Annotated in this window: 20 protein-coding genes; 11 read left to right on the plus strand and 9 right to left on the minus strand. The window is 72.4% G+C overall.

Going from position 1 to position 25,275, the window contains the following annotated elements; translation table 11 throughout:
- Nucleotides 1-545: 545 nt before the first annotated feature.
- Nucleotides 546-6,002 carry a DUF3320 domain-containing protein gene (locus E1289_RS11765; RefSeq protein ID WP_131978929.1) on the plus strand — a complete coding sequence of 1,819 codons (5,457 nt, stop codon included), beginning with the start codon at nucleotides 546-548 and terminating at the stop codon, nucleotides 6,000-6,002.
- Between the two features lie 201 nt (nucleotides 6,003-6,203).
- A complete protein-coding gene (locus tag E1289_RS11770) occupies nucleotides 6,204-7,013 on the plus strand; it encodes a DUF6082 family protein (protein ID WP_131978932.1) in 810 nt (269 codons plus the stop codon).
- Here E1289_RS11770 and E1289_RS11775 read toward each other — a convergent pair.
- From E1289_RS11775 to E1289_RS11785, 3 genes are all read right to left on the minus strand, one after another.
- Complete coding sequence (locus E1289_RS11775; protein ID WP_131978935.1) at nucleotides 6,993-8,462, minus strand: amidase family protein; 1,470 nt, start codon at nucleotides 8,460-8,462, stop codon at nucleotides 6,993-6,995. The genes E1289_RS11770 and E1289_RS11775 overlap by 21 nt on opposite strands.
- A gap of 222 nt (nucleotides 8,463-8,684) precedes the next feature.
- The gene (locus E1289_RS11780) at nucleotides 8,685-9,095 is read right to left on the minus strand and encodes a nuclear transport factor 2 family protein (RefSeq protein WP_131978938.1); all 411 of its coding nucleotides are present in this window, start codon (nucleotides 9,093-9,095) and stop codon (nucleotides 8,685-8,687) included.
- A gap of 60 nt (nucleotides 9,096-9,155) precedes the next feature.
- Nucleotides 9,156-10,157 carry a sigma-70 family RNA polymerase sigma factor gene (locus tag E1289_RS11785; RefSeq protein WP_207928919.1) on the minus strand — a complete coding sequence of 334 codons (1,002 nt, stop codon included), beginning with the start codon at nucleotides 10,155-10,157 and terminating at the stop codon, nucleotides 9,156-9,158.
- A 9-nt stretch (nucleotides 10,158-10,166) separates the two neighbouring features.
- On the opposite strand from E1289_RS11785, the gene E1289_RS11790 reads away from it, so the two are divergent.
- A complete protein-coding gene (locus E1289_RS11790) occupies nucleotides 10,167-10,772 on the plus strand; it encodes a hypothetical protein (protein WP_131978941.1) in 606 nt (201 codons plus the stop codon).
- Here the strand turns inward: E1289_RS11790 and E1289_RS11795 are convergent.
- Nucleotides 10,718-11,338, minus strand: coding sequence for a hypothetical protein (locus E1289_RS11795; RefSeq protein ID WP_131978944.1), 621 nt, complete (start codon nucleotides 11,336-11,338; stop codon nucleotides 10,718-10,720). The genes E1289_RS11790 and E1289_RS11795 overlap by 55 nt on opposite strands.
- 272 nt (nucleotides 11,339-11,610) lie before the next feature.
- Between E1289_RS11795 and E1289_RS11800 the strand changes: the two genes are divergently transcribed.
- The gene (locus E1289_RS11800) at nucleotides 11,611-13,035 is read left to right on the plus strand and encodes a glycoside hydrolase family 43 protein (RefSeq protein ID WP_131978947.1); all 1,425 of its coding nucleotides are present in this window, start codon (nucleotides 11,611-11,613) and stop codon (nucleotides 13,033-13,035) included.
- A gap of 65 nt (nucleotides 13,036-13,100) precedes the next feature.
- Here E1289_RS11800 and E1289_RS11805 read toward each other — a convergent pair whose 3' ends face one another.
- The 3 genes from E1289_RS11805 to E1289_RS11815 form a co-directional block, all read right to left on the minus strand.
- Nucleotides 13,101-14,141: a right-handed parallel beta-helix repeat-containing protein gene (locus E1289_RS11805; protein WP_165970444.1), complete on the minus strand. Its 1,041-nt coding sequence runs from the start codon at nucleotides 14,139-14,141 to the stop codon at nucleotides 13,101-13,103.
- Nucleotides 14,142-14,353: 212 nt separating this feature from the next.
- Nucleotides 14,354-14,797, minus strand: a complete 444-nt coding sequence (locus E1289_RS11810; protein ID WP_131978953.1) for a hypothetical protein — start codon at nucleotides 14,795-14,797, stop codon at nucleotides 14,354-14,356.
- A gap of 66 nt (nucleotides 14,798-14,863) precedes the next feature.
- A complete protein-coding gene (locus tag E1289_RS11815) occupies nucleotides 14,864-15,301 on the minus strand; it encodes a limonene-1,2-epoxide hydrolase family protein (protein ID WP_165970445.1) in 438 nt (145 codons plus the stop codon).
- A 59-nt stretch (nucleotides 15,302-15,360) separates the two neighbouring features.
- Between E1289_RS11815 and E1289_RS11820 the strand changes: the two genes are divergently transcribed.
- From E1289_RS11820 to E1289_RS11840, 5 genes are read left to right on the plus strand one after another with little or no spacing between them, the layout of a single operon-like run.
- The gene (locus E1289_RS11820; RefSeq protein ID WP_207928920.1) at nucleotides 15,361-17,394 is read left to right on the plus strand and encodes a BTAD domain-containing putative transcriptional regulator; all 2,034 of its coding nucleotides are present in this window, start codon (nucleotides 15,361-15,363) and stop codon (nucleotides 17,392-17,394) included.
- 56 nt (nucleotides 17,395-17,450) lie between these two features.
- Complete coding sequence (locus tag E1289_RS11825; protein ID WP_131978957.1) at nucleotides 17,451-18,995, plus strand: MFS transporter; 1,545 nt, start codon at nucleotides 17,451-17,453, stop codon at nucleotides 18,993-18,995.
- A gap of 38 nt (nucleotides 18,996-19,033) precedes the next feature.
- A complete protein-coding gene (locus E1289_RS11830) occupies nucleotides 19,034-19,948 on the plus strand; it encodes an SPFH domain-containing protein (protein ID WP_131978960.1) in 915 nt (304 codons plus the stop codon).
- 12 nt (nucleotides 19,949-19,960) lie between these two features.
- Nucleotides 19,961-20,281 (plus strand): hypothetical protein, encoded by a 321-nt coding sequence (locus E1289_RS38940; RefSeq protein ID WP_207928921.1) that lies wholly within the window; start codon nucleotides 19,961-19,963, stop codon nucleotides 20,279-20,281.
- Nucleotide 20,282: 1 nt separating this feature from the next.
- Nucleotides 20,283-20,909 (plus strand): GPP34 family phosphoprotein, encoded by a 627-nt coding sequence (locus tag E1289_RS11840; protein WP_131978963.1) that lies wholly within the window; start codon nucleotides 20,283-20,285, stop codon nucleotides 20,907-20,909.
- Between the two features lies 1 nt (nucleotide 20,910).
- Here the strand turns inward: E1289_RS11840 and E1289_RS11845 are convergent, their stop codons facing one another.
- Nucleotides 20,911-21,318 carry an Ohr family peroxiredoxin gene (locus tag E1289_RS11845; protein ID WP_131978966.1) on the minus strand — a complete coding sequence of 136 codons (408 nt, stop codon included), beginning with the start codon at nucleotides 21,316-21,318 and terminating at the stop codon, nucleotides 20,911-20,913.
- Between the two features lie 158 nt (nucleotides 21,319-21,476).
- Here E1289_RS11845 and E1289_RS40315 point away from each other — a divergent pair, with 158 nt between their 5' ends.
- A complete protein-coding gene (locus tag E1289_RS40315; protein WP_347813572.1) occupies nucleotides 21,477-22,325 on the plus strand; it encodes an ATP-binding protein in 849 nt (282 codons plus the stop codon).
- 44 nt (nucleotides 22,326-22,369) lie between these two features.
- On the opposite strand, the gene E1289_RS11860 is transcribed toward E1289_RS40315, so the two are convergent.
- Complete coding sequence (locus E1289_RS11860; RefSeq protein ID WP_131978969.1) at nucleotides 22,370-23,458, minus strand: mechanosensitive ion channel family protein; 1,089 nt, start codon at nucleotides 23,456-23,458, stop codon at nucleotides 22,370-22,372.
- A 175-nt stretch (nucleotides 23,459-23,633) separates the two neighbouring features.
- Here E1289_RS11860 and E1289_RS11865 point away from each other — a divergent pair.
- A partial coding sequence (locus tag E1289_RS11865; RefSeq protein WP_131978972.1) for a CocE/NonD family hydrolase occupies nucleotides 23,634-25,275 on the plus strand: 1,642 nt, incomplete at its 3' end.

The raw sequence follows: 25,275 nt of genomic DNA on the forward strand, positions 1-25,275 counted from the left end.
CGACGAGGCGGGAACACCGTTCTCCGACAGTCGCCGGGCGGTGACCGTGCGGCGTCCCGGACGCGCTACTCGCGACAAGCGTGGCGGGCCCCCTTTCCGACGGGGCGTCATCCCAGGTCGGAGCGACGGGAGGGCGGGAGCTCCCTGGTCGGCGGGCAGCGGGCGGCGGCGCCTTGCCGGGGGCCTGACACGCCTGGCCGTATGCGGACACAGTCTCCGGTCAACCGGGCCGCCGCCGGAGAATCGCACGAGGTCGGCGCCCTGATTCAAGGGACCTCCCTGCATGAACGACCAGAGCGGTGCGGGTACCGACCATACACGTCGGCCCCTTAAACAGATAGTCTTGTGGTCGATCGAATTCACACGAACACTGGTGGCCGATGGCCGCCACCGGACAACCGGCGAGCCGACCGGGGCGTCCCAATGGGCACACCGGTCCCCCAATCCCCGATCCGGGCCCGACCACCGAGGAGTGAAGTGCCACAATCGTTCCGCTCCCTTGCCAAGAACTCGCTGTCGGGTCCTGTAGGGAGGCGGTCAGATCAATGGCGGACTCGGTGATGGACGAACTGCCGCGCGCCGCACTGCGGAACGTGCTGGGCAAGTGGCGTGACAACCTGATCGATCTGACCGGCCGGAACCGGCTGCTGAACTTCCGGCACACCCGCACCGCCACGCTGGCGATCCGGTCACCGCAGGCGGGTCCCCTGATCACCGGGCTCGACTCGGGCCTGCGGTTCGCGGAGCTGCCCGAGGACGACGCCGAGAACGAGGGTCTGGTCACGCTCGAGGACACCAGCGGGATCGTCACCCAGAAGACCACCCGGCTCGCCCTCGACGCCGCGCTCCGCAAGCTGTACCGCGACTCCAACCAGATGTTCAACGACACCGGGCTGTGGACGCTCCAGCTCGGCGTGGCGTTCCTCAAGTGGCGGGAGCCCGGCGCGGAGGGGTTCAACCTGGCACCGCTGCTGCTCGTCCCGGTGCGGCTCGACCGGCTCGGCCCCGGCCTGTTCCGGTTGATCACCGAGCAGAGCGAGGACGCCGTCCCCAACCCGGCGCTGGCCGTCAAGATGGGGCAGCTCGGGCTGGCCTGGCCCGACCCCGACAGCATGAAGGACCTCCCCGGCACCCTCTCCGCCGTGCGCACCGCCGTCGCGGGACACCCGGACTGGGAGGTCAACGACGACGTCGTGCTCGCCACGTTCCGCTCCCACAAGGAGGCGATGTACCGGGACCTGCTCGACCACGAGGACCAGATCCTGGCGCATCCCCTGGTGCAGGCCATCGGACTCGGCGAAGCCGCGCACCTCCCCGAGGACGAGCTGTACTTCGAACCCGTCGACGCCGACCGGATCGACGAACTCCAGCCGCCCGAGCTGACGCCCCTCGTCCTGGACGCCGACTCGTCCCAGCGCCAGTGCGTCGCGGCGGCCCTCGACGGCCGGTCGTTCATCATGGACGGCCCGCCCGGCACCGGTAAGAGCCAGACGATCGCGAACATGATCGCGGCGCTGATGTACCAGGGCCGGAGCGTACTGTTCGTCAGCGAGAAGGCGGCGGCGCTGGACGTGGTCCGCAACCGCCTGGACTCCGTGGGGCTCGGGGCGTTCGTCCTGGCGCTGCACAGCCACCACGCGAGCCGCAAGGAGGTCGCAAAGACGCTGGGCGACGCCCTCGCGAAGCGTCCCAAGGCCGTCGGATCAGGGTCGGACGAGGATCGGCAGCGACTTCTGCGCACCCGCCAGGAGCTCTCGGCCTACGCGGCGGCGATGAACGAGACCCGGCCGCCGCTCGGCTTCACGCTGCACGACGTGATCGGGCGGCTGGGCAAGCTGACCGGCGTGCCGCCGCTGCCGACCGCGCTGCCGGAGGGCCTGACCGCCGGCGGGCTCCAGGACGTCCGTGCCGCAGCGGAGCGACTGGGCGACGCGTGGCGGCCCGTCGCCGAGGGCTCCGAGTACGCGTGGCGGCATCTCACCGGAAGCGGGCAGCCGCAGCCGCGCCTGCAACTGCTGCGCGAGCACGCCGACGCGCTCCAGCGCCGCCTCGCCGCGCACGATGACCTCACCGGGCCACTGGGCCTGACCGAGCTGGGCGCAACCGAGCGGCTACTCGCCCTGCTCGACGCCACGGGCGGCCGCCCCGAGGTTCCGGAGGCGTGGCTGACCGCCCCCGTACTGCCGGCGCTACGAGAAGAGGTGTCCGGATTCATCACCCGGCTGGGCGCACTGCGGACCTCGGTCGCCGCCGTCGCCGGGGAGGTCGGGCCGGATTGGGATCACCTGCCGTCCGGCATCGACAGCTCGGCGTCCGCCGAGGAGGCGGCACTGGCCGAGCTGGCGACGGAGGGGCTCGACCTGTCGGAGCTGACCGAAGAGTGGCTCCGCGGGCTCGGCGCCGACTTCCGGGAACAGGCGGACATGCTGCGCCACGCACGGTCGTCGCTGGCCGACATCGCCGCCGTCTACGGGATGCCCGCCCCGGTCACCTTCGAGCAAGCCCTGGCCCTCTGCCGGCTGACCGAGTTCGCGCGGTGGCCGCACCGCCCCGAAGCGGACTGGCTGGCGAGCGACCGCAGGTCCGCCGCCGTCCTCGCCGCCGCCAACCTCGAAGAGCGCGTGAACGTACTCGTCCAGGCCAGGGCCGCGGCGACCCGGGTGTTCACCGAGAAGATCTTCACCGTTCCCGACTTCCCCGGCCTTGTGCGGCGGTTCGGCGAGACCTCCGGACTCGGGAAGCTGTCCGGTGCCCACCGGGCCGACAAGCGACTGCTCGCCGGGCTGACCGTGTCGGGTGAATGGAGCAGGGAGGCCGCCGAGCGGCTCCCGCAGGCACTGGCCTGGTACAACGCCGCCATGGCGCTGCAGCAGGCGGCCGCCTCCCAGAGCCCGCTCCTCGGACGTTACTGGCAGGGCGAGCACACCGACTTCCGGCTGGTCCACGGGCTGCTGGAGGGCGCCGAGGAGATCGGGCGGCTCGCCGCGGGGCCGCATTCCCCGGCCGCTCTCGCGGAGCAGGTCGGCGCCGGCGGCCGTCCCGACGCGGGCGCCTGCACCGCCGCCGACCAGGTGCGCGAGCGGCTCGACCGGTGGCGGCGGACGCTCGTCCCCGCGCCGCGGCCGGGCGGACGTCCGAGGCTCGCGGCCGGGTCCATCGCCGACGCCACCGCCTGGTACTCGGCCCACCTCGGACCGCTGGCCGCCGCCGCCGAGCTGATCGCCGAGGTTCAGCCGGTGCTCGGGACCCCGTCGGCGCTCACCCTCGCGCAGGCGCGCGGCATCGCCGCCCGAGTGGAGGCGGTGCGTGCCGAACGTGCAGCGTTCCTGTCCCGGAAGGCTCACGACGAGCACGTGCTGGGCGCTCTCTACGCGGAGCTGGAAACCGACACGGCCGCGCTCTCGGCCGCGCTGGACTGGGTCGCCGGCGTGCGGACACCGGACGAGCCCATGCCCGAGCAGGCCGCCCGCGCGCTGCTCGCCGCCCGGCCCGACGAGGAACTGCGCGGGGCGTGGAACGCGTTCCGCGCCGCCGTCACCGACTTCGTCCAGATGTTCGACGCCGCGCGGCGGCCCGGCCTGCACGCCCGGCTCACCGGCACCGCCGCGGCGTTCGACGAGTTCACCGGACTGCTCGCCGCCGACCGGTCCGGCCCCGAGGAATGGCGCTCCTACGCCGAGGCCCGCGCCGGCCTGCGCCGGCACGGGCTCGACGGGCTCATCGGCCGGGCCGCCGAGAAGGGCCTGGACGGCGCCGGCTTCCCGCACGCGGTCGAGCGGGCCGTCCTCGAAGCCTGGGCCGAGCGGGTCATGGGCGGCGACTCCCGCCTCACCCCCGTCCGGGCAGTCGAACGGGACAGGCTCGTCGAGCGGTTCCGCGAACTCGACAAGGCCCTGGTCGCCAACGCCCACGCCCAGGTGATCGAGGCGTGCAACGCGCGCCGCCCCCGGCCCAACGTCGGGCAGGCCGCCGTCATCCAGCGGGAGGCCGAGAAGAAGAGCAGGCACATGCCCGTGCGGACGCTGCTCGACCGGACGTCCGACATCGTCCCGCTGGTGAAGCCGTGCTTCATGATGAGCCCGCTGACGGTCAGCCAGTTCCTGCCGGCCGGATACCGCTTCGACGTCGTCATCTTCGACGAGGCGTCGCAGGTGCTCCCCCAGGACGCCGTGAACTGCGTCTACCGCGGCCGATCGCTCATCGTGGCGGGCGACCAGAAGCAACTGCCGCCGACCGACTTCTTCGCCCAGACCGACGACTCGGACGACGACGACTTCGACGAGGACGTCCCGGACTCCTTCGACTCGCTCCTCGACATGTGCAAGGGCAGCGGCCTCATCCGGAGCCTGCCGCTGTCCTGGCACTACCGGAGCCGTCACGAAGGACTCATCGCGTTCAGCAACCGCCGCTTCTACGGCAACGGCCTGGTGACCTTTCCCGGGGCGTTCGAGTCCGGCGACGACGTCGGAGTCACGTTCACCAAGGTGTCCGGCGTCTACGAGCGGGGCCGCAGCCGCCGCAATCCGATCGAGGCGGACGCCGTCGCCGAACGCGTCCTGCACCACTACCGGACGCGGCCGAACCTCAGCCTCGGCGTGGTGGCGATGTCCGACGCGCAGGCGCACGCCATCGAAGAGGCCGTGGAACGGGCCCGGGACGGCCATCCCGAGCTGGAGCCGTTCTTCTCCGCGGACCGGCTCAACGGGTTCTTCGTCAAGAACCTGGAGACCGTCCAGGGCGACGAGCGGGACGTCGTCATCATCTCCGTCGGTTACGGCCCCGGCCCCGACGGGCGGCTCACCATGATGTTCGGCCCACTCAACCGGGAGAACGGCTGGCGGCGCCTCAACGTAGCCGTGACCCGCGCCCGGCACCGCGTCGAGGTCATCTCGTCGATCTCCGGTTCCGACATCCGCGAGGGCACCAGCAGGAGCCGCGCGCATTTCAAGAAGTACCTCGACTACGCCGAGCGCGGCCCCGCCGTCCTGGAGCACGGACCGCTCGACGAGGACGCGGCGCCGGAGAGCCCGTTCGAGGAGTCCGTGCTGGACGTCCTGACGGATTGGGGCTACGACGTCCAGCCGCAGGTCGGCGTCGGCGGCTACCGGATCGACATGGCCGTCCGCCACCCCGCTCTCCCGGGCCGGTTCGCGCTGGGCATCGAGTGCGACGGCGCGATGTACCACTCGTCCAAGGCCGCGCGGGACCGCGACCGCCTGCGGGAAGAGGTGCTGCGCGGGCTCGGCTGGGAACTGCACCGAATCTGGGGCACCGACTGGTACCGCAACCGCCCCGAGGCCGAGACCCGGCTACGCGAAGCCGTCGAGGCCGCCATCGACGTGATGGCCGAGGAGACCGCACCCGACGACGATGAGGGCCCAATCGTCCCCGAACCGCCTCGGACGGACGAGCAGCCCAGGGTGACCATGGAGTCCGCCGACGACGGGCAGCCGCGCGACTGGGCCGCCCCCTACCGCAGGGCGCATCTCGAAGGACACCTCTACTACTACGAGATGCACGAGCCGGAATCGCTCAGCCTGCTCCAGCGGCTCTTCCGCGAGATCCTCGAAACCGAGGCGCCGGTTCAGCGCGACCTCCTCTACCGGAGGGCGGCGACGGTCTGGGGCATCGAACGGATCGGCTCGCGCATTCGCGCCAACCTCGACAGGGCCCTCGGCGGGCTGCTCAAGGCCGATCGCGAGGTCGAGCAGGACGGCGACACCATCACCCTGCGAGAACGCCCGGTCCTCCCGCGCGAGCCCGGAGACGGAGTGGTCCGCAAGGTCACCGAGGTTCCACCCGCGGAGCGGAGGACGGCCCTGCTCGAGATCATCGCCGAATCCCCCGGCATGACCGAGACCGAACTGACCACGCACACGGCCCGCTTCTTCGGCTGGAACCGCCGCGGCTCCGACATCGCCCGCGCCTTCGCACAAGACCTGCTGGAACTCCGAGAGGAAGGCCGGATCGACGGACTTCCGGACCGGGTCGTCCTGCGCTGACAGTCCCGCATGGTGATCTGGAAAGGCAGTTCCAGGCGGCTCCGAAAATGCGTATTCGGTCTTGCCGTGGGTGCATTTTCTGGCGTGGGCGGGCCATTTGGAACCGGGCCGTTGGACGAGGCGTCGCATTAGCGGACAATGCCGGGCGGCGGGTCCGGGTCCCGCCGCAGGCGTCGTCGAGTGCGGTCAGGAGAAGCGGTAATGGCGGATGTGCCCAATGTTTCGTTCTGGGAGCGTGGTGAGCGGCAGCAGGTTCGGCGGTGGCTGCTGGTCGGCGGCGCGGCGCTGCTGTTCCTCGTCATGCTGGGGCTCGTCGCCGCCTCACCGGTGGTGCTCTACCGGCTCGGCGTGGCCGGGGGCGTGGAGTGGGACGAGATCGGCGCCATCGGTGACGCCTATGGCGCGGCGGCGACCCTGCTCACCGCCGTTTCGCTGGTCGGTATCACCGTCTCGCTGCTGCTCGGGGCCAAGGACTCCCGGACGAACCGCGCCCAGGCCATCCGCACCTTCCACTTCGAGCTCATCCGGATGCAACTGGAGGATCCGGAACTGCTGTGGGCCAACGGCTGGCCCCGGCCCGAGATGCGCAGCGACCAGGAGCGCACGACCGCGCGGGTGCGGCAGCATCTGTACGCCAACCTGTGGGTGTACTTCTATCTCATGCAGTACGAACTGCGGGTCCTGTCAGAGGCGAACCTCCGCGCGCTGCTGGTGAACGAACTCTTCAACGGGGAGGTCGGCAGGCAGTACTGGAAGTCGACGGGCTGCACGTTCGAAGTGATGAAGGGACGCCGCGTCAAGCGGTTCTTCCAGATCATGGATGAGGAGTACCGCAACGTCGTCGAATCCGGCCGGGAACCGGTGCCCGCCTGCGGGCTCCCGGAGGTCGAGCCGCCGCCACCGCCGGAGAGTTCCTCCCGGCTGCCGGCGCGGGGGGCAGTCGCGGCCGTGGTCGCGGGCGCCGCCGGCCTGGCTGCAGGGGCCACGGTCCTACACCGGATCCGTCGGTGACGTGGCGATACGCGGTGGCCTGCGCGCGTCGGCCGCTCGCTCGTAGGCCGCGGCCAGGGCCAGGACGCGGGCGTCGGCGCGCCGTCCGGCCATGAAGGAGACGCCGACCGGAAGCGGCCCGACGAACCCCGCGGGCACCGAAACGCTGGGATACCCGGCGACGGCGGCCGGGGTGGAGGTCGGGGGGAAGCCGTCGTCACCCGTGCGGCAGTCGATGGGCCGGGCGGGCGGATTGGTGGGCGCGGCGAGGGCGTCCAGGCGGTGCCGGGTGAGCAGGTCGTCGATCGAGCGCGACGCCCGCCTGGCCAGTTCGGCCCGCCGGGCGCGGTAGCCGGGGTCCTCGGGACCCGGGGCGGCGAGGGACTGCTCGAACAGATCCAGCCCGGCGAAGCACGTCCGCTCCAGCGGGTCGTCGCGGTGGAAATCGATCAGCTCGGCGAGCCCCCCGGGACCGTCGTCGCGCGTTCGCAGGTAGTCCTCGATGTCCCTGCGGAACTCGGTCGGCAGCACCCCGGACAGCAGGTCACGCGTCCGTTCTACTTCGACGTCCACTTCGACGACCTCCGCGCCCCGCTCCCGCAGAAGCTCGCCAACGCGGGTCATCAAGCGGTCGACGTCTTCGCCGTACGCCGGCATCCGCCAAAGACCGATCCGCGCCGCCCGCAGTGCTGACGGCTGGTCGCTGGGCACGAGCCCTCGGGTGCCTGGGGCCAGCACGGACAGGGCCAGGGCGGTGTCGACGACGTTCCGGGCGATCGGCCCCGCGCAATCCCGGGCGCGGCACACGGGCACGACACCGTCCACGCCCACCAGGCCCCGGCTCGGCTTCACGCCGACGACGCCGTTCGTCCCCGCCGGGCAGACCAGCGAGCCGTCGGTCTCGGTGCCGACGGCCACCTGGGCGAACCCCGCGGCCACCCCCGCCGCCGGGCCGGAGGACGAGCCGCTGGGGCTGCGGTCCGGAGCGTGCGGGTTCCGGGTCTGGCCGCCGACCGCGGACCACCCCGAGACCGCGCCGGAGGACCGGAAGTTCCCCCATTCGGAGAGGTTGGCCTTGCCGAGGATCACGGCCCCGGCGGCGCGCAGCCGGCGGACCAGCTCCGCGTCCCGCGCGGGGCGCCCGCGGGCGAGGGCGCGGGAACCGGCGGTGGTCGGCAGGCCCGCCGTGTCGATGTTGTCCTTGAGCAGCACCGGGATCCCGTCCAGCGGCCCTCGCAGTTTTCCGGCCTTCCGGCGGCGGTCGGACGCCGCCGCCTGCGCGATCGCGGTCGGGTCCAGTGCCAGCACCGCCCGCACGACACCGTCCAGGCGGCCGATCCTGTCGAGATAGGCCTCCGTCAGCCCGACCGCGTCCAGGCAGCCCAGCGTCCGGCACCGCTGAAGTCCGGGGATGGTCGCCCGGTCGAGCGCCGAGCCGTCATCGCACGAACACGCCCCGCCGACCGTCAATGCACCGACCCTCCCTTCCGGACGACCTTAGCCGCTCGGGATCACGCGGAACGGAATAGATGGCTCCGTTCTGATGGCACCGACGCCACGTTGTACTGGCTCACCGGTGACGTGCGGGAGTTCTTCCGTCCTCTCCGCTGGCGGCCCCGCGCCCCTGATGACCACCCGGCGTCTCGGGCGGTCATCAGGGGTGTGCGGCTACCTCACCGCGGTATGCCGATATCAGCCTGCTCCTTCGGGGACGTCCGGGAACGAGTGGTGCTCGTGGTGGACGACCCAGCGGCCGTCCCGCTTGCGCAGGCCGAGGGTCAGGCGCAACCGGTTGTCGGGGTCGGTCTCGAACCCCTCCTTGGTCCCGCAACGCAGCAGTGCGTAGGCGTAGGCGACGTCATCGCCCGCGACGACGTCCAGCGACTCGATCTCGAAGAGGGCGCCCTGGGCCTGCCACTCGAAGAAGGGCGGCCACGTCCGGCGGTAGTCGTCCAGGCCGCGCACTCCCTCGTAGGGCGGCGGGACGTCGAACATGACGATGTCCTCGGCGTGGTCTTGGAGGACCCGGTCCATGTCTCCGGCGTGAACCGCCTCGGCCCAGCGCTCGATCAAGGCGCGGATCTGATCCTGGTCGGTCTGCATTGTCGTGTCCTTCCGGCTCGATGTATCCGTCGGGACTACAACCCGGGCCGGGCCGCGAAATCATCGCGGCGGGCCGGCCAGTTCCGCCGGAAGGCCGAACATCGGGAAGTCGGCGTCGAGGAAGGACACGACCTCGGCGATCCGGGTGTCGCGTAGCACGAGCAGGTCCAGGCCCGCCGGGACGTACGACGCTCTGGCGTCATCCCACCTGTAGGTGCCGAAGGCGAGCTGCCCGTTCGCCTGCACCGGCACGAAACGCCAGCGCTCGGTCAGCGGGCCCTCGACCAGGAAGGCGCGGATGCCCGAGCGCCCCGCGTACCAGGCGGCCAGCGGCGGCATCGAGAACCTGGCGTCCTCGGTGAGCAGCGCCACGATGGAGTCGACGTCCCGCGCCTCCCACGCCGCCATGTAGCGGCGGACCAGGTCCCGCTGCGCGGCCTCCCCGATCGCGTCCAGCGTGCGCTGCTGGCTGATGCCGGGGACGGCCTTCCGCGCCCGCTGCAACGCGCTGTTGACCGCGGCCGTCGTCGTGTCCAGCACCTCGGCGGCCTCCCGGGCGCGGTACCCGAGCACATCGCAGAGCAGCAGGGCGGCCCGCTGCGCGGCCGACAGGTGCTGCAGAGCGGCGACGAACGCGATCTCCACGCTCTCCCGCGCGAGGACGCGGGCCTCCGGATCGAGGTCGTCCGTCCAGGCCATCCACCGTCCGGGGTACGGCTCCACCCAGGCCGTCTCGACCGCCGGTGCGCCCTCCGGGCTCATGTCGGTGGGCAGTTCCCGCCGCCCGCGCCTCTCGATCAGCGTCAGCGCCCGGTTCGTCGCGATCCTGTAGAGCCAGGACCGGATCGATCCCCGTTCCTCGTAGCCGCCCAGGCTCCGCCAGGCTCGGTCGAGGGTCTCCTGGACGGCGTCCTCGGCATCGTGGATCGAGGCGAGCATCCGGTAGCAGTGCGCCCGCAACTCGTCCCGGAAAGGCTCGACCAGCCGGCCGAACGCCTCCCGGTCCCCACCCCGGGCGGCCAGCACCAGCTCGGCCTCGGCCGGGCGTTCCCCCTCGTCCATGGGACGAGTATGGCCGACCAGGCGGCCCCCATGGCGTGGGACGATCGTGCGCGCGCGAAGGGGCGGAGGCCGCGTGCGGTCGCTGACGGAACTGGCTCGCGAGTACCGCGGGGAGCGGCGGGTCGAGCTGCTGGACGGGCGGGGCGGGCGGCACGATCTCGTGGGCGTGCGAGGTCCGGGGCTGACGGTGGACACGCCGTCCCGCTGGTACGCGTACCAGGAGCGGCACCGGACCTGGACAGGCACGTCCTGCACCGGCTCGGGGAGTACGGACGCCGCCCGCCCGCCGTCATCCAGATCATCGTCGACGACGGCGCGCTGCCCGCCGACCACCTCTCCGCGGACGGCACGGACCTCGGCCACCGGCCGCCGCCGCTGCTCGGCGAGCGGGTGCGCTGGTACATGGTGGACGGGGTGCTCAGCCAGGGCGGCCGGAGGGTCCGCGCGACCGGCGTCCCCTGTCCGGGCCGGGAGCCGGCGCGGGTCTGGGTCGCCGCCGACGACGATCCCTCCCTCGACGGGATCATCGCCTCCATCGCGCCGGCCCCGGCACGGCCGGGTCAGAGCCAGCCGAGCTCGGTGGGCTGCGGGAAGCCGCGCTGCCAGACGCCGTAGGCGGTGAGCGCGACGAAGGCGGGCGCGAACGCGGGGATCAGGACGCCTCCGAGGTCGTGCCGGGTGCGCAGGCCCCAGGCGGTGAAGGCGGCGGCGACGAGCAGGCCCATCACGGCGGTGCCGCCTTCGAGGGAGTTGGTGGTCCAGGTGACGGCGACGACCAGGGCGAGGGCGGCGACGACGAGGGCGGTTCCGGCGTACCAGATGTAGTGGCCGGCCACCTCGTCCCACAGGTGGACGACCGCGATGCCGGGGGTGTCGTTGCCGACGGAGTTGGCGGCGAGGTGGATGCCGTGTCCCTCGACGTAGGTGATGGCGCCGACGAGGTAGAGGGCCCAGCCGCGGTGGTCGGCACGCCCGGCGTGGAGTGCCGCGGCGGCCGTGAGCAGGACGGCGTACGGGGTGAGGACGTCGGCCCAGTCGGCCCAGCGGGTGTCGCCGACCATGCCGAGCCAGGCGAGGCCGAAACCGATGTGGTGGGTGAGGCCGTAGGCGAGGGCGCAGGCGGCGAGCCAGCGCCGCGCGTGCCGGTCGTTCGCGGGGGGCGGGGCCGTTGTCGAGGTCATGCGTCTCCCGTTCCGGTTCGTGACCATCATGGCGGAGACGGCACGGCCTCTGCTCGATCAGCGGGCCGCGCTTTGTGTTACCCCACAGGCTGAGTGGGTGTTTGCGCAAACATGTAGCCCTACATTCGGCGCCCTTCTCCTGGATTGGTGTTCGGCGAAATCGCATGACTCAAGGGATGCGGTCTTGACAGCGATGGTGTTATCGCTCACATTTTTGCGGAGAGATTGGTGTCGGCCCCCGCCGCGACACAACGCACACTGGGAGACCCCGCATGCCCAGATTCCTGTCCCGCGTCATCGCGATACTCGCCACCGCCTGCCTCCTCACCGCGTCCTGGACGGGGATCGCGGCCGCGGCGGACCCGTTCACCGGGTACCTCATGGCGCACTTCACCGGAGAGTCGGCGAACGGCGAGCAGATCTACCTCGCCCACAGCGACGACGGCCTGCGCTGGACCGACCTGAACAACGGCTCGCCCGTCCTCGTCTCCACGGTCGGCACGCGGGGCGTCCGCGACCCCGTCGTCGTCCGCTCCCCCGCGGGCGACCGGTACTGGATCATCGCGACGGACCTGCGGATCGCCTCCGGCACCTCGTGGGACGACGCCGCGAACCGGGGCAGCACCTCGATCGTGGTCTGGGAGTCCGGTGACCTGGTGAACTGGTCGTCGCCGCGGCTGCTCAACGTGGCGGGCGCCATCCCGGGGGCCGGCAACGCGTGGGCGCCGGAGGCCATCTACGATCCCGCGGCCGGCGGCTACGTCCTCTACTGGGCGACGAACTCCACGGTGAACGGGATCAGGAAGCACCGCATCTGGTACGCGCGCACCACCGACTTCCGCACGGTCACCGCGCCGCAGATCTACATCGACCGCACGGGGACCCAGGGGCTCATCGACACCCAGATCATCGAGGTGCCGGACCGGACCGGCGGGTGGCGGTACTACCGGGCCTCCGGCGACGGCCAACTCACCATCGAGGCGTCCAACTCGATCCTCGGGTCGTGGACGCGGCTGGGCGACCTGTCGCACCTGGGCCTCACCGGCGGCGACGTCGAGGGGCCGATGTGGGCGAAGTTCAACGACCGCGACGAGTGGACGCTGTGGCTCGACCAGTACGCCACCGGCCGCGGCTACATGCCGCTGACGTCGACGAACCTCGGCAGCACGCGCGACTTCGTGCGGCCCGGCGGCTACGACCTGGGCGGCACGCGCAAGCGCCACGGCTTCGTGCTCAACCTGACCGCCGCCGAGGAGAGCCGCGTGACCGGGCGGTGGCAGAGCAGCCCGCCCAGCCGGCTGCGGTCGTACAACTTCCCGGACCGCTACGTCCGGCACGCCGACTTCGACGTCCGCATCGACGCCGACGTGAGCCCGGCCCAGGACGCGCAGTTCCGGCTGGTGCCCGGACTCGCCGCCCCCTCCGGGCACGTCTCCTTCGAATCGGTCAACTTCCCCGGCCACTACCTGCGGCACTACGGGTTCGACTTCGTCCTCGCCCCGAACGACGGCTCGGCCACCTTCGCCGCGGACGCCACGTTCCGCCGCGTCCCCGGCCTGGCCGACGCGTCGGCGGCGTCGTTCCAGGCGTACAACTTCCCCGACCGGTACATCAGGCACTACGACTACCTGCTCCGCCTCGACCCGATCGGCGACGCCGTGGCCAGGGGCGACGCCACCTTCCGCGTGACCGGCTGACGCCGGGGCCGAACGCAGAGGGGACCACGCCGGTTGCGGCGTGGTCCCCCGGAAGCGCGGCGGGGTCAGCAGAGCCCGCGCGGCTTGGAGGTCCTGCAGTGGTTGGCGCGGAACTTGTTGGTCCGGCTGCCGCTCCTGTCGACCAGGTCGTACGGGGCGTTGCCGAGGACGCGGTTGGCCTCGACGACGTTGTGGCGGGCCGGCCGGTTCTGCGGCGGAACCCCGCGGAAGAGGACGATGCCGCCGGAGTAGGGCAGCCTGCCGCGGTTGTACGTCACCTCGTTCTTCTTGATGCTGTTGTGGTCGCCGCCGAAGAGCAGGATGCCGGTGCCCTTGAGCGCCGGGACCGGGCCGTACGGCCTGCAGTTCCGGTTGTTCTTCGAGATCTTGTTCTTCCAGAGCGCGTTGTGGCCCTGGCCGCCGGGCCGGCCGTCGTCCACCAGCAGGACCCCGGCGCAGTTGCCGACGAACGTGTTGCCGTAGACCTTGACGTTGCGGGCGTGCCGGATCAGCAACCCCATCGCGTTGCCCGAGGCGTGGTTCTCCGCGACGACCGTGCCGTGCGCGTTGGCGACGTCCCCGACGTACAGGCCCGCGTGCTCACCGGAGTGCTGAACCCAGTTGTGGACGAAGCGGCCGCGGGTGGAGTTGAACTCCGCGATGCCGTATTCGCCGTTCTTCTTGGCCAGGACGTGCTCCACCGTGAGCCGGTCGGTGTGGAGGCCGAGCACGCCGGTCTCCTTGAAGTACTGGACGCTGAGCTTCTTGACCGTCACGTTCCGGACCGGGTGCCCCGCGCGGCCGACCACGCAGATGCCCATTCCGGGCTGCCTGACCTTGGCGCAGTAGTCCTTGCGGCCCGGGCGCAGCACGGTCCTGTTGCCCGCGCCACGGATCGTCAGCGGCTTGCGGACGAGGACTCCCCCGTCGTAGCGCCCCGCCTTGAGCTGGATGACGTCACCGTGCCGAGCCTTGTTGACGGCCTTCTGGATCGAGTGCCCCGGCTTCACCACGTGGATCCGCGCGCCCGTGGACGCCTGACCGGCCGGCATGAAGGCCGCGAACGCGACCGCCGTGCCGAGCGAGACCGCAAGAGTCCGCCTCATCCCTTTTCCCCCTTTTGTAATGCTGCCGACTGGAAATCGCCGCCCTCTGTCGTGGCCGGGCAATTCCTCGCTCATCCTGGACCGCCCAGGTGGTTCCTTCGGGGTGGAAAAGGTAAACGACTCGGAAGCAGCCACGATTTTGCCGTCCCTTTCGAGAGTGCAGACGGCTTCGGGGAAACCCGCCGGACAACCGGCGGCCGCGGTCGGGCGTCTCAGCGGAAGCGCGAACGTCCATTCGGGGCGAGCAGGACCGCCAGGACATACGCCGCCGCGAGCATCGAAGCGAACAAAAGAACCCGCACCGGAAACGGCCCGCCCAATGCGGCGCGCACGGGCCCGTTGAGGGCCGCGCCTCCCAGCGCGATCCAGAGCGCTTCGTACACGACGGCTCCCGTGTGCACGCCCCGGCGGCCGGAGGGGAGGCGCGCGGCGAGCACCAGCCCGGGCACGGCGAACAGCAGCAGGGGCAGTGAGAAGAGCACCGGGATCAGCAGGTAGGGCGCGGTTCCGTCGTCGGGGACGCCGTGCACCGACACCCAAAGGGCGACCCCGGCGTTCGGCAGGAGCCACGCGAGGCCGCACAGCACGGCCTGCGCCCAGAGCACCGCGTGCGCCGCGGCCAGGGCGCCCGGCAGGGACCGCTGATCGACGTTCATGGCGACCAGGCTGCCCCGGGATCCCGCCGGGCACATGAGTACATGTACTCAGCGCCGGTGGCGCAACTACGCAGCGGTCGTCTTGCGGGGTGTCCTGGGGCGGGCGTTGAGGGCGGACAGGAGGACCCCGCCGAGGCCCTTGGCGGAGGCGGCCAGGAAGGTCGTCCAGTCGAAGTAGTCGCGCCAGAGGGTGATGCGGTCGTCCTCGACCTTGAAGGTGCCGCACACCCAGAACTCGGCGCGCCAGGCGCCGGCCTCCAGCACGTCGGTGCGTTCGGTCAGGACGACCGGGCCGTTGGCGGCGATGTTGTGGATACGGGCCTCGAAGCCGCTGCCGTAGCGGGACATGGCCCGGAGCGTCTTCTCGACGGCGGCCAGGCCGCGGGCAGGCGGCAGCGGGACGTTCTGGTACACGATCTCTGGCGCGGCGTAGGTGAGGGCCCGGTCGACGTCGAGGTCTTCTAGGGCGGACAGGAAGCCGGTGACGATCTGCGTCTCGCTCATGGCGGTTCCTCCGAGGTAGATGAACCAACCGTAGTCGAGCGATGCGCGACAATCGGGGCATGCGGTTCGGCGTTTTGGGGCCCGTGGAGGTGCGGGCCGGCGGGGTGGCCGTGCCGGTGGGCGGGCCCGGGGTACGGGCTCTGCTGGCGATGCTGCTGCTGGACGCGGGACGCACCGTCCCCGCCGAGCGGCTGATCGACGGGATGTACGGGGAGGAGCCGCCGGACGGAGCCGCGAACGCACTGCAGTCCCGGGTGTCGCGGCTGCGGCGGGCGCTCGGTGACGCGGACCTGGTGGAGGGGCGGCCGGCGGGATACCGGATCGTCGCCGATCCGGACGCTGTCGACGCGCACCGGTTCCGGCGCCTGGCCGCGGACGGGCGGCGGGCGATGGCGGATGACGCGTTCCCGCGGGCGGCCGGGCTGTTCGATGAGGCGCTCGGGCTCTGGCGCGGCCCCGCGCTGGCCGATGTGCGGGCGCCGTTCGCGGCCGCGCAGGCGGCACGGCTGGAGGAGGAACGCGCCTCGGTCGTGGAGGACCGCGGCGAGGCGGCGCTCCGCGGCGGTGACGCGGGCGCCGTGGTCCCGGTACTGCGGGGGCTGGTGGACGCGCAGCCGCTGCGGGAGCGGGCCCGGGCCCTGCTGATGCGGGCACTGCACGCGTGCGGCCGGCAGGCGGAGGCGCTCGCGGTGTTCGAGGAGGGCCGCCGGATCCTGGCAGAGGAGCTGGGGGCCGACCCGTCGCCGGAGCTGGCCGGCGCGCACGTGGCGATTCTGAGGGGTGAGGCCCGCGGACCGCGCGTGCGGCTCCCGGCGCCGCTCACCAGCTTCGTCGGCCGTGCCGAGGAGCTGCGGCTGGTCGGCGGGATGCTGGCGGCCGGGCGGCTGGTGACCCTGCTCGGGCCGGGCGGCGCGGGCAAGACGCGGCTGGCGGTCGAGGCGGCGCGGCGCGCGGGCGGCGAGGTCTGCTTCGTGGACCTGGCGCCGGTCGACGCGGACGAGGTGCCGCAGGCGCTGCTCGGGGCGCTCGGGCTGCGGGCCGCCGGGATGCGACCGGTGCCCGGCGGACCCGCCGGCACCGAGGAGCGGCTGATCACGGCGCTGGACGGGCGGCCGACGCTGCTCGTGCTGGACAACTGCGAGCACGTCGTGGCGGCCGTCGCGGGGCTCACGCACCGGCTGCTGGTCGCCTGCCCGGAACTGCGGGTGCTGGCGACCAGCCGGGAGGCGCTCGGGATCACCGGCGAGGCGCTGCGGCCGGTGCCGCCCCTGGAGCCGCCGCCGGAGGGTGCGCCGGACGGCGAGGCCGCCGCGTATCCGGCGGTGCGGCTGTTCCTCGACCGGGCCGCGGCGGTCCGCCCCGGCTTCGTGCTGGAGGGCGACGCCGTCGCGCGGATTTGCCGGGCCCTGGACGGGCTGCCGCTGGCGATCGAGCTGGCGGCGGCGCGGCTGCGGTCGCTGCCCGTCGAGCAGGTCGCGGCGCGGCTGGACGACCGCTTCCGGCTGCTGTCGCGCGGCGACCGCACGGCCGCGCCCCGGCACCGGACGCTGCGCGCCGTCGTGGAGTGGAGCTGGGGCCTGCTGGACGCGGAGGAGCAGATCCTCGCCCGGCGGCTCACGGTGTTCACCGGCGGGTTCACGCTGGAGGCCGCGACGGGCGTCTGCGATCTCGGCGACACCGACGAGCTGGTCGCCGGGCTCGCCGACAAGTCGCTGCTGCAGGCCGACGGCTCCCGCTACCGGATGCTCGACACCGTCCGCGCGTTCTGCGCGGAGCGGCTCGGCAAGGCTGTTCCACGAGGCGCTCGACGTGTCGGCCGACCGCCCGATCTTCACCTACCAGGCGCTCGCCGCAATCGGCCTGGCGGACGTGGCCGCCGCGAAGGGGGACGGCGAGCGGGCGGCGCGGCTGCTGGGCGTCGCGACGGTGCTGCGGCGCCTGGACGTCCCCCGCGACACCGACGCCGGGCGGGTCTCGTCCGCCGCCCGCGCGCTCCTCGGCGACGCGGCGTACGAGGCCGTGTTCGCCGCGGCGGCGGCCCTTCCCCGCGAGCGGGCCTTCGCCCTGCTGACCCGCCGCTGACCGTCCGCTGACCGGCGCGGGCGGCGCCGTCAGCGGACGGTCAGCGCCGCCCGCGACCGTTGCCGGCATGGAATCCACCGACCGCCGATGGGCCACGCTCGCGACCTGCCTGCTGATCGCCGCCGTGCCCGGCATCGACCTGACCGCGCTGAACCAGGCCGTCCCGCACCTGAGCGCGGACCTGGACCCGTCGGCCACCCAGGTCCTGTGGATCGCGGACGCCTACGGGTTCGCGCTCGCCGGGCTGCTGATCACCATGGGCGGCGTCGGCGACCGCATCGGTCACAAGAAGCTGCTGCTCACGGGAACGGCGCTGTTCGCCGCCGCATCCGCGGTGACCGCCTACGCGCCGAGCGCCGAGCTGCTGATCGCCGCCCGCGCCCTGCTCGGCGTCGCGGGCGCCACGCTGATGCCGTCCTGCCTGTCGCTGATCCACCGCGCCTTCACCGACGCCAAGGAGCGGACGGCGGCGGTCGGCGCGTTCATGGGCGTCGCCGGGCTCTCGGTCGGGCTCGGGCCCGTCGTCGGCGGCGCGCTGCTCGACCACTTCTGGTGGGGCTCTGTCTTCCTGATCAACGTGCCGGTCATGATCGCCGCGTTCGCCGCGGGCGCGCTGCTGCTGACCGAGTCGCGGGACCCGGTACCGGGACGGCTCGATCTGCTCAGCGTCCCGCTGTCGGCGCTGGGCGTCCTCGGCCCCGTGTACGCGCTCAAGGAGGCCGCCGTGCACGGCCTGGACGAGTGGCGCATCCACGTCTGCGCGGTGGCGGGCGCGCTGGCCATGGCCGCCTTCCTGGCCCGGCAGACCCGGCTGGCCGAGCCGCTGGTCGACACCGCGCTGTTCCGGCGGGTCGCGTTCTCCGGGTCGGTCGTCACCAACATGTTCGCGATGTTCGCGCTGGTCGCCCAGTCGCTGATCTTCTCACTGTTCTTCCAGCTCGCGCTCGGCTGGTCGCCGCTGAAGGCGGGCCTGGCCGGGCTGCCCGGCGCGGCCGCCGCCATGGTCGGCGGCGCCCTGCTCGCCCCGCCGCTGATCTCCGCGCTCGGCCGGGCCCGGGTCGTCGCGGCCGGGATGCTGGCCGGCGCGGGCGGCTACGCCTATTTCCTGACGGTCGGGCTGGACACCCCGTACTGGATGATGCTGCCCGCGATGATGCTGTCCGGGACGGGCGTGGGCATGGCGCTCACGGTCACCGGCGACACCGTGCTCGCCTCCGTCCCGCGAGACCGGACGGGGGCCGCGTCGGCGATCTCCGAGACGGGCATGGAGCTGGGCGGCGCGCTCGGCATGGCGGTGCTGGGCAGCGTGCTGAACGCGGTCTACCGCAACTCGCTGGACCTGCCGGAGGGCGTGCCCGCACCGGCCGAGTCCGCCGCCCGCGACTCGCTCGGCGCGGCCCTCCAGGCCGCCGCGCACCTGCCCGGTGACCTCGCCGCGCAGGTCGGGGCCGCGGCCAAGGACGCGTTCGTGGACGGCATGCACGCCGCGCTGCTGGGCAGCGCCGCGTTCACCGTGCTGGTCTCGGTGTTCGCCCTCATCACCCTCCGCAAGGTGCCCAGGGTGCTCTCCGATGCCGAGGGACCCGAGATTGAAAAAGTGATATCACTTTGATAGGTTGCCGATAACACCCCGGATAAGGAGATACCTGGATGGCCGAAGAGACGACCAAGGTGGCGATGCCGCGCCCGAAGATCACCGAGCGGCCGGCGGCGGACCGCAACGGCTGGGCGCTGCTGGGCCTGGCGATCGCGCTGATCGCACTGGGCGCCGCGGCGGCCGCCGCCGGGGCGCTGGCCGGAGGAGCCGGCGCCATCGCGGGCGGGGTCAGCATCGGCTCGCTGCTCCTGGCGGCCGGGTCGGTCGTCGCGGCGGGCCTGACGCCGGTGGCGCCCAACGAGGCGCGGGTGCTGCAACTGCTCGGCCGCTACAAGGGCACGGTGCGCAACGACGGCCTGCGCTGGGTCAATCCGCTGACCATGCGGCAGAAGGTGTCGACGCGGATCCGCAACCACGAGACCGGGCTCGCCAAGGTCAACGACCTGGACGGGAACCCGATCGAGATCTCGGCCGTGGTGGTGTGGCAGGTCGCCGACACCGCGCGGGCCGTGTTCGAGGTCGACGACTTCGTGGAGTTCGTGGCCTTCCAGACGGAGGCGGCCGTCCGGCACATCGCGGGCAGCTTCCCCTACGACGACGCCGAGCGGATCTCGCTGCGCGACAACGCCGACGAGATCACCGCGCGGCTGTCGGAGGAGCTGTCCGAGCGGGTCGCGTCCGCCGGCGTCGACATCATCGAGTCGCGGATCACCGGGCTGGCGTACGCGCCGGAGATCGCGCAGGCGATGCTGCGCCGGCAGCAGGCCGGCGCGGTCGTCGCGGCGCGGCAGCGGATCGTGGAGGGCGCGGTCGGCATGGTGCAGCTCGCCCTCGAACGGCTGGAGGAGGACCGCGTCATCGAGCTGGACGAGGAGCGCAAGGCCGCGATGGTCAGCAACCTGCTGGTCGTGCTGTGCGCCGACCGCGACGCCCAGCCGGTGGTGAACTCCGGCAGCCTCTACCAGTGACCCTGGACCCACGTGACTGAGCGCAAGAAGATCCTGCTGCGGCTCGATCCCGCCGTGCACGACGCCCTGGCCCGCTGGGCGGCGGACGAACTGCGCAGCACCAACGCCCAGATCGAGTTCCTGCTGCGGCGGGCACTCGCCGACGCGGGGCGGATGCCCGCGTCGGCGGGCGGGATGCGCGGGCCCGGGCGCCCCCGCAAGGCGGCGCGGGACACGGGCGACGGGAACACGGGCGACGGGAACACGGGCGGGCAGGACGCGAGCGCCCGGAGCACCGGCGGAGACGCCATCGAGGACGCGGCAGGCCCGCCGCGCGGCGGAGACGGGGATTGAGATGGTCAAGGTTCCAGAATCGCTGCCGGCCCGGATGTACCTGCTGGCGTACGACCTTCGGAAGCACAAGATGAGCAAGGGCCGCGCGGAACTCGGCTACGTGCTGCGCGGCGCCGCCCTGACCGAGCTGTACCTCGACGGCCGGCTCGGCGAGGAGCGCCGCAAGCCCGTCCCGGGCACGCCCGGCGACGATCCGTACGGCGTGCTGGCGCAGATCGCCGGGTCACGGCCCAGGTCGTGGCAGCACTGGGTGCGCAAGGACAGCAAGGAGATGGTGGCCAGGATCCGGGACGAGCTGGTCCGCGACGGGTGGATCCGCGTGCGGGAGCACCGGGTGCTGGGCCTGTTCCCCCGCCAGGAGGTCACCGTCAGGGACCCGCGGGTGGTGAAGCAGCTGTGGGGCGGGGCGTCGTCCGCGCTCCGGGGGCGTCCGGTCGCGCACGTCCACAGCTACGACGCGGCGGCGGTCGCGCTGGCCGCGGCGGGCGAGCTGACGACCGTCCTGCCCCGCGCGGACCGGCGGCGCCACAAGCGGCGCATCCGGGAGCTGACGGCCCGGACGGGCCCGGCGCCGACGGCGGTCCGCAAGGTGATCGGCGAGCAGCACGCGGCCGACGCCGCCGGCTGAGCTACTCGACCACCAGCTCCACCGGGACGTTGCCCCGGGTGGCGTTCGAGTACGGGCAGATCCGGTGGGCGCGCTCCACCAGCTCGCGCCCGTTCTCCAAGTCGTCGGGCAGTTCCACGCGCAGGACGACGGTCAGCCCGAAACCGCCCTCGACGTCGCCGCCGATGCCGACCTCGGCCGTGACGGAGACGTCCCGGACGTCCTGGCGGGTGCCGCGGGCGGCCGCGGCGAGCGCGGAGGCGAAGCAGGCCGCGTACCCGGCGGCGAACAGCTGCTCGGGGTTGGTCCCCTCGCCGTCCCCGCCCATCTCGCGCGGCGCGGCGAGGGACAGGCTGAGGCGGCCGTCGGAGCTGACGGCCTTGCCGTCCCGCCCGTTGGCGGTGGCGACGGCGGTGTAGTGGACGTCCATGAACGCCCCTTTCAATTGTGGACAACTCAGTTGGACACAACCAACATACCGCAGCCGGGCGGCGCCGCAAGGCCCGCAGGGGCCCCAAGTCGCTCCGACATGTTTATGCGGGACCGAAAGGGCACGAATCAGTCGGACGAACCTTGGACGGAGATGACGTGGAGATCAGCCTCGACCTCCTGCTCCCCCGGGACGCTGCGAGCGTCCCGGCCACCCGGAGGCTGCTGCACGCGGCGCTGACCGCCCTCGGCGTGGAGGAGCAGATCCGGGACGACATCGAGGTCATGCTCACCGAGGCGTGCACGAACGTGATCAAGCACGCCGAGCACGGCGCGGACTACACGGTGCGGGCGACCATCCAGGACTCCCGCTGCCTGATCAAGGTGATCGACTCCGGGACGGGGTTCGACGCCGGCGTGCTACCCGCCCCCGAACTCGCCGACGAGCAGGGCCGCGGCCTGATGATCATGAGGATGCTGGCCGACGACGTCCGCTTCCGCTCGTTCATGCACGACGGGGCCCTCGTGTCACTGGAGAAGAACCTGCGGTACGGGAAGGGCAGCCTCGGCGGGCTGCTCACGGCCGGCAACGGCTCCTCGCTGCTGACCGGCCCCGATCCGGATACGGAGGACCTCCCCGCCCGCCTGTGCGAGATGGCGCGTACCGGTGACACCGTCCGGCTCGCCGGCTTCGTCGACGCGGGGGCGCCGCCGAACCTGGCCGACGAGAAGGGCGACACGCTGCTCATGCTCGCCGCCCGCCACGGGCACGCCGACACCGTCCGGGCCCTCGCGGCGCGCGGCGCCGACCCCGAGCGCGCCAACGACCGGGGGCGGCGGCCCCTCGCCGGCGCGGTGGCCAAGAAGGAGGGCGAGGTGGTGCGGGCCCTGCTGGACGCGGGCGCCGACCCGCGCGCGGGCTCGCCCTCGGCCGTCGACACGGCGCGGCGGTTCGGCCACACCGAGTTCCTCGCGCTGTTCGACGAGACCGCTCCCCCGCCCGCCTGAACCCGCGGGCGCACCCGGGCCGGACGCCCGTTCGGAAGGCGCGCTCAGAAGGCCCCGTCGGAGGCCAGCTCGCTCGTGGCGGGCACGCCGTCCCCGCGCGCCTGCCCGTTCTTGTCCTCGATGACCACGCGGTGGTGCCAGTAGGGCGGCGCGATGCCCTCCTCGCGGATCACGCGGTGGAGCCGCTTGAGGAACTCGTGCTTGATGCGGAACTGGTCGCCGAACTCGGAGGAACGCAGGATCACGTGGAACCCGACGGTGGCGTCGTTGAAATCGTTGAAGCGGACAAAGATGTCGCAGTCGGCCACCCCGCCCTGGACCTCCTTCATCACCTCGTGCCCGACCTCGATGAGCAGGTCCTCGAACCGGTCCAGGTCGACCTCGTAGGCCACCTTCGCGTACACCAGGATCGACATGTCCTGCGCGGGACGGTGGTAGTTGGTGAGGATCGTGTCGGAGAACCTCATGTTCGGGATGACTTCGATGTTGTCGGACAGCGTCCGGATTGTGGTGTTGCGCCAGTTGATGTCGACGACGTAACCCTCCTGCCCCGTGGACAGCTTGATGTAGTCGCCGGGCTCGATCGTCTTGGCCGCCAGGACGTGCACGCCCGCGAACAGGTTGGCGAGGGTGTCCTGCAGGGCGAGCGCGACCGCGAGTCCGCCGACGCCCAGGGCGCCGAGCAGCGGCGTGATCGACACCCCGAGGCTCTGCAGCATCACCAGGATGCCGACGCCGAGGACGACCACGCGGGTGATGTTGGCGAAGATCGTCACATTGCCGGCGACGCCCTGCCTGGCCAGCGCGACCGAGCTGACACCGCCGGCGATCAGCCGCGCCAGCGCCAGCGTCACCACGAAGATGGCGAGGGCCGTGAGCACCTTCGCGGTGACGTCGAGCGTGCCGCGCGGGAGCTGCACGACCCTGGCGGAGATCCAGAGGCCGAGCAGGACCGAGAGGGGCACCGCCAAGTCCTTGACCAGCCGGGCCACCAGGTCGTCCCAGGTCGCCCGGGTGTCGCCCGCCCGCTGGAACAGCCGGCCGGTCAGCAGCCGCAGCAGGACCGCGAGCGCCAGGGCGGACGCCAGCACGACCCCCGCGGCGATGACCCGTTCCCAGCTCACATCACCCATGACGCGTGCATCTCTCCCTTCGCGCGGGCACGGCGAACTCGCCCGTCAGATTCGCCCGTCAGATCCCGTTATGCCGCCCTGCGCGCCCCCGATCGTATAGAAGACCCGGGGCGCGCGAGGCACATCACGGACTCCGGAGGCGGGCGCGACCCCCGGGACGATTACGCTTGATCAGATGGTAGGCGTGGGAATGATGCGCCGGCTGGGGGTCACGGCGCTGGGACTGCGGAACGGCCCCCACCGCGTCACGGTCGAGCGGGACCTCGAGGTCCCCGCCGGGGACGGCGTCACCCTGCTGGCCGACCGGTACGCCCCGACGGACGTCGAGCGGGCGCCCACGGTCCTCGTCCGGTCCCCCTACGGGCGGCGCGGCCCCTTCGGGCTCATGTGCGGGCAGGCGTTCGCGTCGCACGGGTTCCAGGCCGTCGTGCAGAGCGTCCGCGGCGGCTTCGGGTCCGGCGGCGTCTTCGAGGCGCTGGACGAACGGGAGGACGGCCTCGCCACCATCGAGTGGCTGAAGTCACAGCCGTGGTTCGGCGGGACGTTCGCGATGCACGGCCCGAGCTACCTCGGCTACGTGCAGTGGGCCGTCGCCGCGGAGGCGGGCCCCGAACTGCGCGCCCTGTCGATGCAGGTCACCGCCTCGACGTTCCGCGACGCCGTGAACGTCGGCGGAACGTTCGCGCTGGAGTCGACGCTCATCTGGGTGGACCTCACCGCGCGGATGAAGAGTTCGCTCTCCGGGATCACGACCGGCATCATGTCGCCGCGCCGCGCCCGCCGCGCCACCCTCTCCGGGCGTCCGATCGCCGAACTCGACCGGCTCGCGACGGGCGGGCAGCAGCGGTTCTTCCAGGAACTCCTCGTCAACGGCCCCGACACCTCGTTCTGGGACAAGCGCGACTTCAGCCCCACCGTCTCGCGGGTGACGGCACCGGTGAACATGACCGGCGGGTGGTACGACATCTTCCTGCCGTGGCAGATGCGGGACTACGCCGCGCTCCGCGCCGCCGGACGGCGCCCGTACCTGACCATCGGGCCGTGGTTCCACGCCGACCAGCGGATGATGCGCGGCTCGGTGGGCGAGTCGATCGCCTGGTTCCGCGCGCACCTGCTGGACGACCCGTCCGAGCTGCGGGAGCAGCCCGTGCGGCTGTACATCACGGGCGCGGGCGAGTGGCGCGAGTTCCCCGACTGGCCGGTCCCCGGCATGCGGGAGGAGCGCTGGTACCTGCAGCCCGCCGGCGCCCTCGCACCGGACGAACCGCCCGAGTCCGAACCGGACACCTACCGGTACGACCCGGACCATCCGACGCCGTTCCTCGGCGGCCCCACCCTGCTCGGCGAGACCCGCCCGTCCACCGACCAGCGGCGCCTGGAACGCCGCCGGGACGTGCTGACCTACACCTCGGCCGTCCTCGACGAGGACCTGGAGATCATCGGCCCGGTCACCGCCGACCTGTACATCCGCTCGAACCGCGAGCACACCGACTTCGTGGTGCGGCTGTGCGACGTCACCCCCGACGGCGAGTCGCTGAACCTGTGCGAGGGCATGCGGCGCCTCGTCGCGGGCGAACCGGTGCCGGACGCCCATCCCTTGCCGGGGGCCCCTCCGCGAACCGCGCGGGAAGGCGTCCGGCACGTCGCCCTGGAGCTGTGGCCGGCCGGGCACCGCTTCCGCCGCGGCCACCGCGTCCGCGTGCAGGTCGCGAGCGGCGCCTACCCGCGCGTCGCCCGCAACCCCGGCACCGGCGCCCCCATCGGCACCGCCACCGAGATGCTCACCGCCGACCAGGAGGTCTTCCACTCCCCCGCCC

The organism is Actinomadura sp. 6K520, assembly GCF_004349245.1.
GTDB lineage: Bacteria > Actinomycetota > Actinomycetes > Streptosporangiales > Streptosporangiaceae > Spirillospora.

What these genes read in the sequence shown, in the direction of transcription:
- E1289_RS11790 (WP_131978941.1), top strand. Translation starts at nt 10,167, where the DNA reads ATGGCCGACCAGGCGGCCCCCATGGCGTGGGACGATCGTGCGCGCGCG.
- E1289_RS11860 (WP_131978969.1), bottom strand. Translation starts at nt 23,458, where the DNA reads ATGGGTGATGTGAGCTGGGAACGGGTCATCGCCGCGGGGGTCGTGCTG.
- E1289_RS11805 (WP_165970444.1), bottom strand. Translation starts at nt 14,141, where the DNA reads ATGAGGCGGACTCTTGCGGTCTCGCTCGGCACGGCGGTCGCGTTCGCG.
- E1289_RS11830 (WP_131978960.1), top strand. Translation starts at nt 19,034, where the DNA reads ATGGCCGAAGAGACGACCAAGGTGGCGATGCCGCGCCCGAAGATCACC.
- E1289_RS11825 (WP_131978957.1), top strand. Translation starts at nt 17,451, where the DNA reads ATGGAATCCACCGACCGCCGATGGGCCACGCTCGCGACCTGCCTGCTG.
- E1289_RS11780 (WP_131978938.1), bottom strand. Translation starts at nt 9,095, where the DNA reads ATGCAGACCGACCAGGATCAGATCCGCGCCTTGATCGAGCGCTGGGCC.
- E1289_RS11810 (WP_131978953.1), bottom strand. Translation starts at nt 14,797, where the DNA reads ATGAACGTCGATCAGCGGTCCCTGCCGGGCGCCCTGGCCGCGGCGCAC.
- E1289_RS11820 (WP_207928920.1), top strand. Translation starts at nt 15,361, where the DNA reads ATGCGGTTCGGCGTTTTGGGGCCCGTGGAGGTGCGGGCCGGCGGGGTG.
- E1289_RS11785 (WP_207928919.1), bottom strand. Translation starts at nt 10,157, where the DNA reads ATGGACGAGGGGGAACGCCCGGCCGAGGCCGAGCTGGTGCTGGCCGCC.
- E1289_RS11815 (WP_165970445.1), bottom strand. Translation starts at nt 15,301, where the DNA reads ATGAGCGAGACGCAGATCGTCACCGGCTTCCTGTCCGCCCTAGAAGAC.
- E1289_RS11840 (WP_131978963.1), top strand. Translation starts at nt 20,283, where the DNA reads ATGGTCAAGGTTCCAGAATCGCTGCCGGCCCGGATGTACCTGCTGGCG.
- E1289_RS11765 (WP_131978929.1), top strand. Translation starts at nt 546, where the DNA reads ATGGCGGACTCGGTGATGGACGAACTGCCGCGCGCCGCACTGCGGAAC.
- E1289_RS11845 (WP_131978966.1), bottom strand. Translation starts at nt 21,318, where the DNA reads ATGGACGTCCACTACACCGCCGTCGCCACCGCCAACGGGCGGGACGGC.
- E1289_RS11800 (WP_131978947.1), top strand. Translation starts at nt 11,611, where the DNA reads ATGCCCAGATTCCTGTCCCGCGTCATCGCGATACTCGCCACCGCCTGC.
- E1289_RS11795 (WP_131978944.1), bottom strand. Translation starts at nt 11,338, where the DNA reads ATGACCTCGACAACGGCCCCGCCCCCCGCGAACGACCGGCACGCGCGG.
- E1289_RS11770 (WP_131978932.1), top strand. Translation starts at nt 6,204, where the DNA reads ATGGCGGATGTGCCCAATGTTTCGTTCTGGGAGCGTGGTGAGCGGCAG.